The sequence below is a fragment of the Cupriavidus ulmosensis genome (genome assembly GCF_977008105.1).
This window is the reverse complement of sequence record NZ_CDRMWP010000003.1, coordinates 136,214-152,722: the sequence shown is the minus strand read 5'-3', so window position 1 is coordinate 152,722 and position 16,509 is coordinate 136,214. Positions and strand designations below refer to the sequence as shown.

The window sequence follows — 16,509 nt, the reverse complement described above, 5'->3', positions numbered from 1 at the left end:
TCAGGGGGCTCCCGCCGGCACAAGCCGAAATCCCTGGCCCCGCACCGTCTGGATCAGCATCGGCATGTCGGGTGGGTCGAGCTTACGGCGTAGATTCTTCATGTGTACGTCAATCAGGTTATCGATAGCGATCAGGTCCGCATGCCAGATGTGCTCCGCGAGCTGGGCACGGCTCACGACTGCGCCCGCGCGTTCGATCAGTAGCACCAGGATTGCGTACTCCTTGGGTGTCAGCACGAGCCGCACGCCAGCGCGCGTGACAATCCGCCGCTGTGGATCGATGACAAGGTCGTCCTGCGACAATAGCGCCGGTTGTGCCAGTTTCATGCGGCGCAGCAATGCGCGCACGTGCGCGAGCAACTCTTCGAATACAAAGGGCTTGGTCAGGTAGTCGTCGGCGCCGGTGTCCAGGCCGGCGATGCGGTCGGTGAGCGCGTCGCGCGCAGTTAGCATCAGGATTGGTGTCCGCACGCCCTGCTCGCGCAGTTCCTGGCAATACGCCACGCCGCTCTTGCCCGGCAGCATCCAGTCGAGGATCACCAGGTTGAAGGCCGCGCTGTCGCAGGCGCCAGCAGCTTCGGCCGAATGCGCAATCTCGACGACGTAGCCTTCTTCCTGCAGACCGCGGGCCAGCAGGCGTGCTGCCTTCTGGTCGTCTTCCACTAATAGGATCCTCATGGGCCTGCCTTTCAAGGTCGGGACAGATTCTAGCAGTGCACCTGTTGGCCGCAAGGGCGTGCCGCTCTCCCTGAAGAAGAATTCAGGATACCTCGCCAGTGGCATGCGTACCATGGCGGAAAATTCCCGCATGTGTTGGTTTCATATCTTTCTACACATCGGCTTCGGAGTAAATAATGAAAAACAGGCCAGCCCTTCCCGGGCGCGCTGCCTACTGGCTTGCCGCACTGATCGTACTGGGTCTCGGTGGTGCAGGCATCTGGGCGCAACGCGTCAAGGAAGAACAGAAGCGCGCTGAACCTCCCGTTGCCGTGCGCCATGAAGGTGAGCGCCTGGTCGTGCCCGCCGACTCGCCGCTGCGCCGCACTCTAGTGGTGGCTGCCGTCACCCGCGAAACTGTGGCAGCGCCATTCGACCTGCCGGCCATCGTCGAGGCGGACCCGGCCAAGCTGGTCAAGGTACTGCCGCCGCTGGCGGGACGTATCGTCACGTTGAACAAGCAGCTTGGCGACTCGGTGAAGGCCGGTGACGTGCTGTTTTCGATCGATTCGGCCGACCTGGCGCAGGCGAACAGCGACGCCGCCAAGGCGCGCGCCGCGCTGACGATGGCGCGGCGCAATCTGGACCGCCAGCGCGAACTCGACAAATCGGAGATCGCCGCGAAGCGCGATTTTGAACAGGCCCAGAGCGACTACGATCAGGCTGCGAGCGAATCCGAGCGGGCCAACGCGCGCCTGGCCCAGCTCGGCGCCAAGGGTGGTGCCACGGCGCAGGTGTCCGGTGGCGGCCATATCCTGACCGTGCGTTCGCCGATCAGTGGCCGCGTCGTCGAACTGAACGCCGCCACCGGCGGTTACTGGAACGATGCCACCGCATCACTGATGACCGTGGCGGATCTTTCCCATGTCTTCGTGACGGCGAATGCGCAGGAAAAGGACCTTGGCCACGTGTACGTCGGCCAGTCGGCCACTGTCAGGTTCGATGCCTACGGCGAGCTGCAGCCAGGCAAGGTGCGCTACGTAGGCGATATCCTCGACGCCGATACCCGCACGACCAAGGTGCGCATGGTGTTCGACAACCCTGACGCCAGGCTCAAGCCCGGCATGTTCGCGCAGGCCACGTTCCTGGCGCAGTCGCACGAAGGCATCGTGGTGCCGATGTCGGCCATCGTCCAGAGCGGGTTCTACACGCGCGCGTTTGTCGAAGTGGCGCCATGGCAGTTCGAGCCGCGCGTGATCAAGCTTGGCGCGCAGGTCGGCGGCCGCATGGAGGTGAAGTCTGGCCTGGCCGCGGGTGATCGCGTGGTGGTGAAGGAAGGGGTGCTGCTGAATGATTGAGCGTCTTGTCACCCTCTGTTTCAACCGGCGCGGTATCGTCGTGCTGGTGTTCGCGATGGTCGCGCTGTACGGCTTGTATGCGTGGAAGCAACTGCCACTGGAAGCGTATCCGGACATTGCCGATACCACGTCGCAGGTGGTCACGCAGGTCAACGGCCTGGCCGCCGAGGAGGTGGAGCAGCAGATCACGATCCCGCTCGAACGCGAGATCATGGGCGTGCCCGGCATGCACGTGATGCGCTCCAAGAGCACCTTCGGCCTGTCCCTGATCACAGTGGTGTTCAAGGACGGCGCGGAAGACTACTGGTCGCGCCAGCGCTTGCAGGAGCGCATCAGCGGCGTGTCGCTGCCCTACGGCGCACAGCCGTCGCTCGATCCGCTGACTTCACCGATCGGTGAGATCTACCGCTATACGCTGGTCTCGAAGACGCGCGATCTGCGCGAGCTGTCGGAACTCCAGTTCTGGAAGGTCATTCCCCGGCTGAAGCAGGTAGCAGGCGTGGTGGATGTAGCCAACTTCGGCGGCCTGACCACGCAGTTCATGCTCGAGTTCGATCCGGTGATGCTGTCGAAGTACAACATCTCGCTGAACCAGATCACGCAGGCGATCTCGCAGAACAACGCCAATGCCGGCGGGAGCATCCTCAACCGTGGCGAACAGGGCATGGTGGTCCGCGGCGTGGGTCTGATCCGCAATCTGGACGACCTCGGCAACATCGTCGTCACGCAGAAGAACGGGGTGCCTGTGCTGGTCAAGGATCTCGGCCGCGTTGTGCTGGGCAATCCGGAACGGCACGGCATCCTGGGCATGGACAAAAACCCGGACACGATCCAGGGCATCACGCTGCTGCTCAAGAACGAAAATCCATCGGTCGTGATGGAAGGCGTTCATGAGGCCGTGCGCGACCTGAACGAGAACATCCTGCCGAAGGACGTCAAGGTGGTGGCGTATATCGACCGCAGCAATCTCGTCGATGCCACGGTGCACACGGTGGGCAAGACGCTGCTGGAAGGCATGTTGCTGGTGTCGCTGGTGCTGCTGCTGTTCCTGGGCAGCCCGCGTGCGGCGATCATCGTGGCCGTGACAATTCCCCTGTCGCTGCTGATGGCGTTCATCTTGATGCACCACTTCAAAATTCCGGCCAATCTGCTCTCGCTTGGCGCGATCGACTTCGGCATCATTGTGGACGGCGCGATCGTGGTGATGGAGAACATCCTGCGCCGACGCGAGGAAGACGCGGAGAGCGAGCTGCACGGCCGTGACATTATGCATTCGGTGTTGCAGGTGGCACGTCCGATCTTCTTCGGCATGGTCGTGATCATCACGGCTTACCTGCCACTGTTCGCCTTCCAGCGTATCGAGTACAAGCTGTTCTCGCCGATGGCGTTCGCCGTAGGCTTTGCGCTGTTCGGCGCACTGCTGGTGGCGCTGCTCCTGATACCGGGATTGGCCTACTGGGCCTATCGCAAGCCGCGCAAGGTCTTTCACAACCCCGTGCTGGCCTGGCTCGCACCCCGCTACGAGGCCGTGCTTGACCGCCTGGTAGGGCGTTCGCGGATGGCGCTTGGCATTGCCGCGGCCACGCTGGTAGGCGTAATGGTCTTGGGCGCGACCATCGGTCGCGATTTCCTGCCGTATCTCGATGAAGGCTCAATCTGGCTGCAGGTGACGCTGCCGCCGGGAATCTCGCTCGACAAGGCCGGCCAGATGGCGAACAACCTGCGTGCAGCGACCATGGAGTTTGCCGAGGTAGATCATGTGGTTACACAGGTCGGCCGCAACGACGAGGGCACGGACCCATTCACGCCCTCACACATCGAGACGGCCGTGACCTTGCATCCCTACAGCACATGGACCACCGGCCGCGACAAGCAGCAACTCATCGAGGCCATGGCGCGACGACTCCAAGAATTGCCTGGCACGCAGGTCGGCTTCTCGCAGCCAATGATCGACGGCGTGCTGGACAAGCTCGCCGGCGCGCACAGCGACCTCGTCGTGAAGGTGTACGGCAATGACTTCGTCGAGACCCGGCAGGTTGCTGACGCGATTACCCGCGTATTGAAGGAGGTACCAGGCGCACAGGACGTGATCATCGACCAGGAACCGCCGTTGCCGCAGGTTCGCATCGACGTCGATCGGGCTGCCGCGGCGCGGCTCGGCATCAATATCGCCGACGTGATGGCACTGATCCAGAGCGGTATCGGCGGGAGCCCGGTGACGCAAGTGTTTGTGGAGGACCGCAGCTATGACGTGGTGGCGCGCTTCGTTACCAGCGCGCGCAACAATCCGGAAGCGATCGGCAACTTGACGTTGACTGCCGCAAGCGGCGCACACGTGGCGCTGGCGCAGGTGGCACACATCCGCCTTGCCGAAGGCGAAACCACCATCACGCGCGAAATGAGTAAGCGCCACCTGACCGTGCGTCTGAATTTGCGCGGACGGGATCTCGCCTCGTTCCTTGATGACGCCAGGGAGCGCATCGACACGCAGGTTCCGTATGACCGCACCCATATCCGAGTGGCCTGGGGCGGTCAGTTCGAAAATCAGCAGCGCGCGCAGGCACGACTTGCCGTGATTCTGCCGATGGTGCTGACCCTGATGTTTGTGCTGCTGTTCGGCGAATTCAAGAACCTGCGCCAGCCCGCGCTAATCCTGATGGCGGTGCCGCTGGCGACGCTCGGCGGTCTGGTTGCGCTGCATCTGCGCGGCATGACGCTCAACGTGTCGTCGGCCGTGGGCTTTATCGCGCTATTCGGCGTGGCGGTACTGAACGCGATCATCATGATCGCCAACCTGAACCGCTGGCGCGATATGCCCGGGTTGAGCCTGAAAGATGCCGTCATCCGCGGCGCGGGTGAACGGATGCGGCCGGTGCTGATGACGGCAACCGTGGCGGCACTCGGCCTGATTCCGGCCGCGCTTGCGCACGGCCTCGGCAGCGATGTGCAACGCCCGCTGGCCACGGTGGTGGTGGGCGGACTGATCACGGCGACTGTGCTGACACTGGTGCTGTTGCCGGCGCTGTACTACTTGATCGAAGCGCGCGCAGCGCAGCGGGCGCGGGCAGAAGAACCCGTCGGATATGTCCCTGCCAGTAAAGGGAAACTGTAATGGCAAGAATCACTTCAGTTTACCTGGCTGCTCTACTGGCGTTCGGCACCGCCGGGTGCGCGGTCGGCCCGGACTTCCAGAGGCCACTCGCGCCGGACACCGGCCGCTATACCTCAACCGCCATGCCGGCCGAGACCGCGTCGGCGGCCACCGACGGCGGGCAGGCGCAGCAGTTCGCTCCGGGGCAGGAGGTTCCGGCGCAATGGTGGACGATGTTTGGCTCCAGCGAGCTGAACTCGCTGGTGGAAGCCGCGCTGCAAGCCAATCCGGATCTGCAGGCCATGGAGGCAGCGCTGCGCGTGACGCGCGAGAACCTGGCGGCGCAGCGCGGCGCGTTCTTCCCCAGCGTCGACGCGGAGTACACGCCGTCGCGCCAGAAGATCGCGACGATCGTTGCGAGTCCACTCTCCGATAACAGTGATCTCTTCACGCTGCACACCGCGCAGCTCAGTGTCTCGTACGTGCCCGATGTGTTTGGCGGTACGCGCAGGCAGGTAGAGGCAGGCGTGGCGCAGGCCGATGTTGCGCGGTTCCAGTGGCAGGCGGCGTATCTGACGCTGACGTCGAATGTCGTGAACGCGGCGATCCAGGAAGCGTCGCTGCGTTCCCAGATCCGCGCCACGCACGACGTCATCGCGCTGTCCACTCGTCAGCTCGAGGCGGTGCGCAAGCAACAGCGCACGGGCCAGGTTGGTGCCGCCGAAGTGGCCGCGCAGGAGGCCACGCTGGCCCAGGCCGAAGCTACATTGCCGCCGCTTGAGAAGCAGCTCGCCCAGCAACGCAACCTGCTGGCGGTGCTGACAGGGCGACTACCGAGCGATGCCGTTCCCCAGCAGTTCGAGTTCGAATCGCTCACGCTGCCCGGGACGCTGCCGCTGAGCCTGCCGTCGCGGCTGGTCGGCCAACGCCCTGACATTCGCGCGGCCGAGGCACAGATGCATGTGGCCAGCGCGCAGATCGGCGTGGCCACAGCGGCCCGCCTGCCCAACATCACGCTGACCGCGAGCTTGGGCAGTTCGTCGCAATCGCTGAGCGATCTCTTTACGTCCGGCACTGGTTTCTGGGGGATTTCGGCGGGCCTGATGCAGCCGATCTTCAAGGGCGGCATGCTGCTGCATCAGCAGCGCGCCGCGGAGCAGGCCTACAAGCAGGCCTCCGCTCAGTACCGCAGCACCGTACTGACGGCGTACCAGAACGTGGCGGACTCGCTGCATGCGATCGAAGCCGATGCCAGAGGCCTGCGGATGGCATACGATGCCGAGCGCGCCGCGTACCGAAGCTTTGACATCGCGCAGCAGCAGTGGAAGGCCGGACAGATCGGCTACCCAGCCGTACTGCTGGCCGAACAGACGTACCGGCAGGCGTCAATCACGCTGGTGCAGGCGCGCGCGAACCGCTACGCGGATACGGTGGCGCTGATCCAAGCGCTAGGCGGCGATTGGTGGAAAGAGGCAGGCAAGGATGTGGCAAACGGCTGATAAGCGGGTGCTGCCGCGCGCTATGCTACGAGAGCATCAGCTATGGAGAATTTTGCAGCCAGTATTGCTGGCGTGGTTTGCACTCGCTAGCGGATGTTCCTTCTTTGACGAGAGGTACGCGTTCGGACAAGGCTGGCGCATCGGCGAAGTTCTAAAGGTTGGATCGGCTGCAGAGTTGGCGTTCGCCGGCATCGACTGCCGCCGGAACATGCCAGACGGCGGCAATCGCGACCACCGGTTCGCGGAGATTCAGGTTGACTTCCGACAGACCGCACGCAAACATCCCCACGCGGGGGCTACCCCACCGCGGTATGCGATAGTTCCGGTGCCAGACTCGCTCCAGATCGTTCCCGGCGATCGCGTCTACGTCAATATCCAGGATTGTGCGCTGGCAATTGAGCGTTTCCCGTCTTCAAAGGAGGTTCCGTCCAGCAACCTCAACAACGGACTTGGTCCGCCGTAACGGGTTGCGCCACAGCGGCACCGCGACACCAAGCGGCCGGTAGGCGACAGTCATTTAGCCTTTGGTTCTGATGCACCGGCCGGCCGCTCTCGCTCATCGTGAGATCTTGCTTCCTCCCGCTCCTTTCGCCGCTCCCGCTTCCGCCCCTCGTACTTCTGGGTAGGCTTGTCTTCTTTGACGACTGAAGATTCGGGATGCTGGTCAGACTGCGTGGTCTCAGCCGCAGTGACAGAGAACGCTACGGTCACGAGCGACGCGGCTAGCCTGGTCCAGGAAGATATTGGCATTTCATACTCCATCTATCGATCGGAGGGCGCCCGCCGAGACGCCTTGACGATCAGAGATTCGCTGGAATCTGTGGCGCTCTAGTTTATCTCCGGTCGTCGAGGTTTCCCGACCGCTCGATGCCTTCGCTGCAATCACAAATGTTGACTTAGACATTTCGCCCCATTGAGCCACCAGCGTTGTTGCAAAAATCTTGGCGATCAGCTCGCTCGTGCATCGTTTTGGCACACAGCCGCCTGGGAAGCCCTGCATGGCCCAATCGTCCAGCGGTTTGCGCCCGGGATAGCGGGCCCGCCGCACCCGATTCCTCGTGGTCCCATAGATCTATAGAGATAAGAGTTATTATCCTTGTGCTATCAAGTTGGTACAAAACACGCTCTCACTGAAATGCCCCGACACCTGCCCAGCCCAGATGGCTTCCCCGAGACCGCTGCGCTGGCCGCGCTGCGCGCCTGGTACGAAGGCGCGAGTTCTCGCCAGGCGGTCGCGCATTTCCTTGCCGAGTGCCTTGAGCCCGGTAGGTCCGCACGCGGGCTCATCGGGCAAATCCGTCGGCAGCTCGTCCAGTACGCTCGCCAACGCCATCGTCTGGACTTGGCGAGCGTGTTCGAATGCCCGGCCGATCAACGTCAACGGCATGCGAAGGCAGCTACGCAGGCGCTCGAGCAACTGCGCATGCTGCAGCTCCCCACGCCACAGATTAGCGACGAAATCGCGCGCTGGCTGCCGGCACGTGCAGTCGATGCCTTACACGCCACGGGAATCGAGACCTTGTCCGATCTCACCGTGCGGATCCCGCGCCGGCGACAGTGGTGGACGGCCATTCCGGGACTTGGGCCTGCCAGCGCCCGCAAAATCGAAGCCTTCTTTGCCGCGCACCCGGCGCTGACTGAACGCGCTCGCGCCCTGATCGCCGCGGAGCGAACGTCGATTGTGACGCCCTGGGAACAGTTGCGGTTGCCTCACGATGTCGACGGCTCGGCCGGGGCTTTTCGGGCACTCGCGTCGAGCTGCATTCTGGGCGTGGAAAACGACTATGAGGCTATCCAGGCCTGGCTCGCGCTACACGAATCGCCGGCCACCCTGCGTGCTTACCGCAAGGAAGCTGAGCGCCTGATCCTGTGGGCCATTGCCGCGCGTGGCAAGGCGTTGTCATCGCTCACGACCAAGGATGCCACGGATTATCGGACATTCCTGCGCAAACCGACGCCACGCGAGCGATGGGTTGGTCCACCGCGCTCGCGCACATCCCCGGACTGGCGGCCGTTCGTCGATAACCTGTCGCCACGCTCAGTCGCCCATGCGCTCGCTGTCCTCAACGCCATGTTCCGCTGGCTGATCGAGCAGCGCTATGTCGTCGCAAATCCCTTTGCGGGCATTAAGGTGCGCGGCAGTCAACGCGCCATGGCGGAGGAGACCACCCACGCCTTCACGGAAGGGGAGTTGCTGCTGACCCGTGCTATCGCCAACGGACTTGAATGGTCTTACGGCTGGCAGCCTTTGGCGGCACAGCGGCTGCGCTTCCTGCTGGATTTCGGCTACGCGACCGGCCTGCGGATCAGCGAGTTGACTAGCGCCACGTTGGGCAACATTGAAATCGATGCCGCCGGGGACCACTGGCTGCATGTGGTGGGCAAGGGCGGCAAGCCGGGAAGGGTCACCCTGACACCGCTGGCGCGTGTCGCGCTGGATCGCTACCTGCAGGCGCGCGGACTTCTTGTCAGCCGTGCACGCTGGGAGCCGGCCACGCCTGTGATCGGTAGCCTGGACGGCGCAGATGGCGGCATCACAGCGCTGCGCCTATGGGAAATCATGCGCCGGTTCTTCAGGCTCGCAGTCCACGTCATTGGGGACGACCATCCGGACCTGGCCGAAAAACTCCGCCGTGCGACTCCCCACTGGATGCGACACACCCACGCCACCCATGCACTCGCCAAGGGCGTCGAGCTGAGCGCGGTGCGCGATAACCTGCGCCACGCGTCAATCTCAACCACGTCGATCTACTTGCACACCGACGACGTCAAGCGCGCGCGGCAGTTCGGGCAGGCATTTACGACCTAAACCGCAGCACAAGGCTAACCGGCTGCCCAAGCTGACCGCACTCCTTGAAGGCCAGCAAGTCCTATTGATACACGACTCGGGGTCGACCAGAAAAACCGCCAGGTTTTGCACAAAAAGGAGAGCGCTCACGAAATTCATGAATCTCCAAACTGTTGATCTAAAAGGACAAATCGAACGAAGCCGCCAGATTTTGCACGAAAAGGACGACTACCCCTCCTCGAGCCGGACGTGCCGGCCTCCCCTCCCCCGTTGCTGTTGCTGGCTTGTTCCGCGACAAAGCTCGATCAGGCCGCTCCCGCGATCGAGTTGTATCGCGGCGTGATGTACGAGACTTTCCGGGCCCACCGCCGCCCGGACTCGCAGTTGCACGTCATTATCTTGTCTGCGCTGCATGGCTTTATCGACGCGGACGCCCACATTGCACCCTATGACCTCAGAATGACGCATGGTCGCGCTTGCTGGAGGACCTCCACGTCGTGATGGCCGGCGCGACCTGGCCGGCCCGCTTTGGGGAAGTCTTCCTGGCGGGCGGCGAGCAATATCGCCGCGTGATGCGAGCGGCAGTCACCAACCGCAACTGCGCGCAACAGCCCGCGGGCCTCATTGAAACCCGCGGCGGCATCGGCGAGCAACGCTCCCAGCTCGGCAAGTTCCTGAGGTATATCGCCCTCGAGCCATCGGAGCGGATCGGGGTGCTGCCCAACGGTACACCCTGCTACCGGCGGGCCGGGAGGTTCGTTGTTGGCGACCGAGTTCGGCTCAGCTACTCGCATCTGCGCGGAGTCCCGGATAAATCGGCAACCATCCGCCGAATCTTCGCTGGTCCCCGCGGCCTGACAGCCGAAGCCGATGTTGAGGAGCCGACGCGGGGTGGTGGAATCACAGTTGTCGGCCGTTGGGTCTGTCTTCGCCACCTCTAGCCCGCTTGACCTCGAGTTATCTGTCGCTATTTCGCCGCGAAGCGGCGCATGGGTATGTGGGATGATAAATTCAGTATATAACTCTATTTGATGAGGTACGTGCCAGTCAATAACCCCTCCCTGAAGGGAGGGGCTTGAGGGAGCAATCCCGAGAGCCCGAGATTGACCAGGGCAAGCGGTAACCAGGCCGCTACGTTGTGCAGAAGTGCGCAGACCCACCGCCGAATGCTTCCTCAGTTCGGCGCTCTGGAAGCGATGGCAGCAGACAAGCCACGGGCAGGCACGAAACGGGCTATCGCCGGGAGTCATCCCAAGCTGCTGCACAACTTGCCCGAGGGGAGACCTTCCGTGAGGAAGGCGTTACAAGGCCCGTAAGGGCACATACATAGGAGCCGATCATGTCGGTTTTTGTTCTGGACAAGCATGGCAAGCCGCTCATGCCATGCACCGAGAAGCGCGCTCGATTACTGCTTGAGCGTCGCCGGGCGCGCGTGCATCGCGTTGTGCCGGCCGTTATCCGTCTGGTTGACCGCACGGTCGATGACTGCGAGTTTCAGCCCCTGCGTATCAAGTTGGACCCAGGCAGCAAGATGACCGGGGGGGCGCTAGTGCGCGATACGGAGCTGGCTTGCTCCGTATCCGGGGAGATCCAACGTGGTGCGGCAGTGTTGAGCCTGTTCGAACTCGTGCATCGTGGCGGCCAGATCAGCGAACGGCTGACGGCTCGCCGTTCCATGCGCCGGCGTCGCCGCGGCGCGAACCTGCGCTATCGGGCGCCGCGCTTCCTGAATCGTACGCGCCCGGCAGGCTGGCTCGCGCCATCGCTCCAGCATCGCGTGGACACGACGATGGCATGGGTCCAGCGCATCCGCCGTTGGGCTCCCGTCAATGGCGTCTCGTCTGAGCTGGTGCGCTTTGACATGCAGGCAATGGAAAATCCGGAAATTTCTGGCGTCGAGTACCAACAGGGTACGCTCGCCGGTTACGAGGTGCGCGAATACCTGCTCGAAAGGTGGGGCCGCGCCTGCATCTACTGCGATGCCGAGGGCGTCCCCCTTCAAGTCGAGCACTTGACATCGAGGGCAAGGGGCGGGACAAACCGCGTCGGCAATCTCGGGTTGGCTTGCGAATGCTGTAACCAGAAGAAGGGCTCACGCGACGTCCGAGAGTTCGTCAAGGACCCGACGCGTCTCGCGCGCATCCTCACAACCGCAGCTCGTCCGCTGAAGGACGCCGCTGCCATCAACGCGACGCGCTGGGCATTGGCGAACGCTTTGCGGGCCACGGGCCTGCCACTTGAACTCGCCTCGGGAGGCCGAACCAAGTTCAACCGGGCCGCGCACACCATTCCAAAGACCCATGCACTGGATGCGGCGTGCGTCGGCGACGTCAACGCTATCACCGGCTGGCAGCGACCCACTCTTGAAGTGAAAGCGACGGGGCGTGGCAGCTATCAGCGCACGCGGCTGACTGCCTCGGGGTTCCCGCGCGGTTACTTGATGCGCCGGAAGCAGGTTAAGGGATTCCAGACGGGCGACCGGGTGCACGCTGTCGTGCCAAGCGGAAAGAAGGCCGGCACCTATGCGGGCCGCGTTGCAGTACGGGCATCAGGTTCATTCAACATCCAAACGCCGAACGGTGTCGTACAGGGTATCAGCCATCGCCATTGCTCGCTGGTGCAGCGAGCCGATGGATATGGCTACCATTTTCGATCCAAAGATAGCCTCTACAAAGGAGAAGCGGGAGAAGGGCGTGCTGCGCACGCCGCGCTATCCATCCCCGTCCTGAAGGACGGGGTTTCCCGCGCATCCCGATGACTGAACGGTCTCTTTGGCTCACCGCACCGACCGCTGCGTTCGGTGAATGGCAAACGCACGAAGCCGTTGGTGCTGACCGCCGTCCCTTCTCGGCCCGGTCCGTGGTTCAGCATCGAGCGATGTTTGAGCACTTTCAGCGACATCTGCACGACTGCGGCGTGACCGTGGCCAGTTTCGGCGCCGACCATATCCACTCCCTCTGGCAAACGAAGGCCGGAGCCACATACAGCGCTGCGACACGGATGCGCTATCTGAAACTGCTGGACCGGCTGTGTCGACATCTAGTATCCATTGCTGTGCGTGACGGCAATCCGGCGGAGGAGCTCGTACGGCAGGCGCAATGGCCTGATGAAGACCCCTCCCCCATCTACTTGCCTCAGGAAGCAGACGAATCCCTCCAGGCTTGGATACAGCCCTCTCCTAACGACGATCTTGCCCATCTGCGGGCACGAGCAATCGTTGGATTGTTTCTTGGCACCGGCATCACAGCGGCCGAGGGCCGCAGCGCCACCCAAGTGGACCTCCAGACCGCGGCAAGCCCGCCGTACTTGCACGTCCGTGGCCATGGAGCGCGAGACGCAAGGACGGTTCAGGTCCCCCCGTTTGCCCTGCCCGTCCTTACAGCCTGGTCGGCCCGCCGGGCTACGCTGCCAATTGCCAGTGACCTACTTTTTTCGCTCACGAACCTCGGCAAGCCAATTGCGGACATGGGTCTAGGCCGGATCGTCCGTTCGGCACTGGTGGCCATCGACTTTGAGGCAGACGACATGAGTCCGCGAATCCTCCGCAATACCTTCTGTCGCCGGCAGTTGCTTGCAGGGCGCGATCGCGTCGAGGTAAGCGAACTGCTCGGGCTGGCCAGCACCCGCACGGCCGATCGAATTGCCGCCACATTGCCAACAGAATAAGCGTTGAATGTGTCTGGCTCGAGCTGAGGTGCCATGCAGGCGAATCACTTTGGCCCTCACCTCTCGGCAATCACACACACCAGAGCAGCACACACATGCTCGATCCCTCCACTTCGCCGGCGCCGATGATTGCCCGCGATGGGCTCGCGGCCGCGTGCAGGGGCCGGTCGAGTTCGAGTCCACTTCCGCCCGCAGGCGCTAGCAACACCGCCTAAGAACCTGTTTCAAAAAGAGCTGCTGGGTACTTCAGGGCGATCCTGTTAACCTCATCCGTTGTGACAACAGGACAGAGGGGATGGGCAAGCCAATCATTGACGATGAACTGTGGGCACTGATCGAACCGCTTCTTCCCGCGGCCAAGCGGCGACGATTCCGATATCCGGGTCGCATGCCGGCGTCAAATCGGGGAGCACTGACCGGCATCCTGTTTGTGTTGAGGAGCGGCATTCGGTGGAACGAACTACCCGCCGAGATAGGTTGCGGCTCCGGGGTCAGTTGCTGGCGTCGGCTACGCGATTGGCAAAGCGCCGGCGTATGGGATCGGTTGCACGAAGTCCTGCTGGCGAAGCTACGCGCGGTCGACCGCATCGATTTCTCACGTGTCGTCATCGATTCCTCTTCAGTTCGAGCGATTGAGGCGGGCCAAAAACAGGACCGAACCCCACCGATCGCGCGCGACCAGGTTCCAAGCACCGCGTCGCCACCGATGCGAACGGCACGCCGATCGCGGTCATCCTGACCGGCGCAAACCGTAACGACATCACCCAACTTCTGCCTCTGATCGAAGCGATTCCGGCTATCCGAGGATGCCGAGGCCGGCCTTTGCGCAAGCCTGGGCGCATCTACGCTGATCGCGCGTACGACCACGACAAATATCGAAGGCCGCTTCACGCTGCCGGCATCCCCACCTCCATCGCCCGGCGCGGCGAACCTCACGGCAGCGGCCTGGGTAAGGTTCGCTGGGTGGTAGAGCGAACTCAACGCTTGGTTGCACGCATTCCGGCGTCTGCGCACCCGCTTCGAGCGTCGTGCGGACATTCATGAAGGCTTACTCAAGCTGGCCTGCTGCCTCATTTGCTGGCGTACCCTCCAGCGGGACGAATCTTCATTTTGAAATGAGTTCTTAGCCACCGCGCGCGACGAAGCGCGGCAACTCGAACGCAGAGACAGCCGGAAGCGGCCCGCTCCATGGCTCGACTTGCACCAGACAGGTCTGCGCTGCGCAGCCCTGCGACAAGCGCGAAGCCGGCAGGTCACTTGTCACCGCATTGGGATTGCCGTGCTTGTCGAGTCCGGGCACCTCCGCGGACGGATCGAACCAGGCGCCGGTGGCAAGCCTGACGACCCCGCGCAGCACACCATCGCTCAGTCGGGCCGCCGCCACACACGCGCCCCGGGTGTTCCAGACACGCACGGCCTGGCCGTCCTGGATGCCCCGCTCACGCGCATCCTCCGGGTGGATCGTCAGCGGTTCACGCTCGTCGACGCGCGCCCCCCGGCTGAGCGCCGAATGGTCGAGCTGGCTGTGCAACTTCGTCGCCGGCTGGTCCGACACCAGGTGCAACTGCTGCGCATCGGTGGCGCCGAGCCATTCGGCCGGCTCCAACCAGCTCGGGTGGCCAGGGCAGTCGTCGTAGCCGAACGAGGCAATGGCCTCGGACCAGATCTCGATCTTCCCGGAAGGGGTCTTCAGCGGATGCGCAGCAGGGTCTTCACGAAAACGCTGCAGAAAGCTCCTGGGTGGCGCCGTCCCCTCGAAATCGACGATCCCTTGCTCCCAGAACACGTCGAACGCGGGCAGTTCCACACCGACCGCATGGGCACGCGGCAGCGCCTCCTCATACAGCGCCCGCAGCCATTGGCCGGCATCGCGGCCCTCGGCGTACTCGGCCAAGACGCCGAGCCGCTGCGCCAATCCCCGGAAAATCTCGAAGTCGTCGCGCGCCTCGCCCGCCGGAGCGAGCACCTGCCGCATCGCCACGAGGTGTGCCTCGCGCCCCGAGAACCCGATGTCGTCACGTTCCAGAGAGGTCGTGGCCGGCAACACGATGTCCGCCATCTTGGCGTGCGCGTTCCAGAACTGCTCGTGCGCGACGACGGTCTCCGGCCCTCGCCAAAGCGCCGCAAGCCGGTTCAGGTCCTGGTGGTGGTGGAAGGGGTTGCCCCCGGCCCAGTAGACCAACCGGATGTCCGGATAGCGGTGCGTGCGGCCGTTGTAGTCAAAACTCCCGCCCGGCTGGGCCAGCATGTCGGCAATGCGCGCCACGGGAATGAAAGCATCCACCGCATTGCGCCCCTGCGGGAAGGTGGGGCCGGCAAAGCGCGCGCTGCGATGGCCGACCGAGTTCGCCGCGCCGTAGCCGAACGCGAAACCGCCGCCGGGCAGGCCGATCTGCCCCAGCACCGCGGCCAGGGCCACCAGCGCCCAGAACGGCTGCTCGCCATGGTGGGCGCGCTGCAAGGACCACATCGCCGTCAACAGCGTGCGTTCGCGGCCCAGCGCGCCGGCCAACTCCGCGATCTGCTCGCGCGGCGCCCCGGTGATGCCGGCGGCCCAGGCGGCGTCCTTGGCGACGCCATCGGCGTGTCCCAGAAGATAGGCCTCGAAGCGCTCCCAGCCGACGCTGTGGCTCGCGAGAAAGGCGCGGTCATGCCGGCCCTCGGCCAGCACGCCGTGGGCCAGCGCGAGCATCAGCGCCGTGTCGGTGTTGGGCCGGATCGGCAGCCACTGGGCCGGGATGCCGGGCTCGATGTCCTCGCGGCTCGGTCCGACGTTGACGATGCGCACGCCGCTGGCGGCCAGGCGGCGCAGTCCGTCGCGCAGGCGGTGGCGGCCCGCGCCGCCGAAGTCGGTTTGCGCCGTCTTGGCCGGCAGTCCGCCGAAGCAGACCAGCAGCCGCGTGTGCTGCGCCAGCGTCTCCCAGTCGTCGCTGTCGGCCAGCACGGCATCGACGGATGCCACGACGTGGGGCGTCACCACGCTGCCCGCGCCGAGGCTGTACGAATCCACGCTGCGCACGTAGCCGCCCTGCACGTTGAGAAAACGATGAAGATGGGCCGCAGCGCCGTGGAAGCGGCCGGCGCTGCCCCAGCCGTAGGAGCCGCCGTAGATGGCGGCATTGCCGTGAGTGTCGATCACGCGCCGCAGCTCGCCAGAAAGCAGGTCCAGCGCCTCGTCCCAAGGCACCTCGACGAAGGGCTCCTTGCCGCGCCCCTCGCGGCTGGCGCCCTGGCGATCCAGCCAGCCGGCTCGGATGGCCGGGCGCAGGATGCGCTGCGGCGCATTGTTGGCCGCGAGCGCGTGCAGGCCGATCGGCGAGGGGTCGGTGTCCCGCGCCCAAGGCGCCAGGGAAGGCACCCCCTGCGCGTCGCGTTGTATTTCATAGATGCCCCAGTGCGAGGCGGTGTAGGTCGATGGCTTCATGGTTGCGAACGATGTTCTGTGTGGTT

At 64.0% G+C, this 16,509-nt stretch carries 10 protein-coding genes and 1 pseudogene; 9 read left to right on the top strand and 2 right to left on the bottom strand.

Annotated features, from left to right (window positions below; genetic code table 11):
- A complete protein-coding gene (locus tag ACWTPI_RS34680) occupies nt 1-678 on the bottom strand; it encodes a response regulator transcription factor (protein WP_059414373.1) in 678 nt (225 codons plus the stop codon).
- A gap of 176 nt (nt 679-854) precedes the next feature.
- Between ACWTPI_RS34680 and zneB the strand changes: the two genes are divergently transcribed.
- The 9 genes and pseudogenes from zneB to ACWTPI_RS34635 all read left to right on the top strand — a co-directional run bounded on the left by zneB (nt 855) and on the right by ACWTPI_RS34635 (nt 14,173).
- Nucleotides 855-2,015 (top strand): zinc efflux RND transporter periplasmic adaptor subunit ZneB, encoded by a 1,161-nt coding sequence (zneB, locus tag ACWTPI_RS34675; RefSeq protein WP_059414375.1) that lies wholly within the window; start codon nt 855-857, stop codon nt 2,013-2,015.
- Complete coding sequence (locus ACWTPI_RS34670) at nt 2,008-5,127, top strand: efflux RND transporter permease subunit (protein ID WP_059414377.1); 3,120 nt, start codon at nt 2,008-2,010, stop codon at nt 5,125-5,127. The genes zneB and ACWTPI_RS34670 overlap by 8 nt, the downstream gene beginning before the upstream one ends.
- Nucleotides 5,127-6,605, top strand: a complete 1,479-nt coding sequence (locus ACWTPI_RS34665; RefSeq protein WP_059414379.1) for an efflux transporter outer membrane subunit — start codon at nt 5,127-5,129, stop codon at nt 6,603-6,605. The genes ACWTPI_RS34670 and ACWTPI_RS34665 overlap by 1 nt, the downstream gene beginning before the upstream one ends.
- Before the next feature lie 1,135 nt (nt 6,606-7,740).
- The gene (locus ACWTPI_RS34660; protein WP_059414381.1) at nt 7,741-9,414 is read left to right on the top strand and encodes a site-specific integrase; all 1,674 of its coding nucleotides are present in this window, start codon (nt 7,741-7,743) and stop codon (nt 9,412-9,414) included.
- Nucleotides 9,415-9,642: 228 nt separating this feature from the next.
- Nucleotides 9,643-9,894, top strand: coding sequence for a peroxide stress protein YaaA (yaaA, locus tag ACWTPI_RS34655; protein ID WP_370552864.1), 252 nt, complete (start codon nt 9,643-9,645; stop codon nt 9,892-9,894).
- Nucleotides 9,870-10,334, top strand: coding sequence for a hypothetical protein (locus ACWTPI_RS34650; protein WP_059414386.1), 465 nt, complete (start codon nt 9,870-9,872; stop codon nt 10,332-10,334). The genes yaaA and ACWTPI_RS34650 overlap by 25 nt, the downstream gene beginning before the upstream one ends.
- 398 nt (nt 10,335-10,732) lie before the next feature.
- Complete coding sequence (iscB, locus tag ACWTPI_RS34645; protein WP_082079995.1) at nt 10,733-12,151, top strand: RNA-guided endonuclease IscB; 1,419 nt, start codon at nt 10,733-10,735, stop codon at nt 12,149-12,151.
- A 119-nt stretch (nt 12,152-12,270) separates the two neighbouring features.
- Entirely contained in the window at nt 12,271-13,059 is a 789-nt protein-coding gene (locus ACWTPI_RS34640) for a tyrosine-type recombinase/integrase (RefSeq protein WP_231586612.1), read from the top strand.
- A gap of 295 nt (nt 13,060-13,354) precedes the next feature.
- Nucleotides 13,355-14,173: pseudogene (locus ACWTPI_RS34635) on the top strand (IS5 family transposase).
- A gap of 9 nt (nt 14,174-14,182) precedes the next feature.
- Here the strand turns inward: ACWTPI_RS34635 and ACWTPI_RS34630 are convergent.
- On the bottom strand, nt 14,183-16,483 hold the full coding sequence (locus tag ACWTPI_RS34630) for a molybdopterin-dependent oxidoreductase (RefSeq protein WP_059414390.1): 2,301 nt from the start codon (nt 16,481-16,483) through the stop codon (nt 14,183-14,185).
- Nucleotides 16,484-16,509 lie beyond the last annotated feature (26 nt).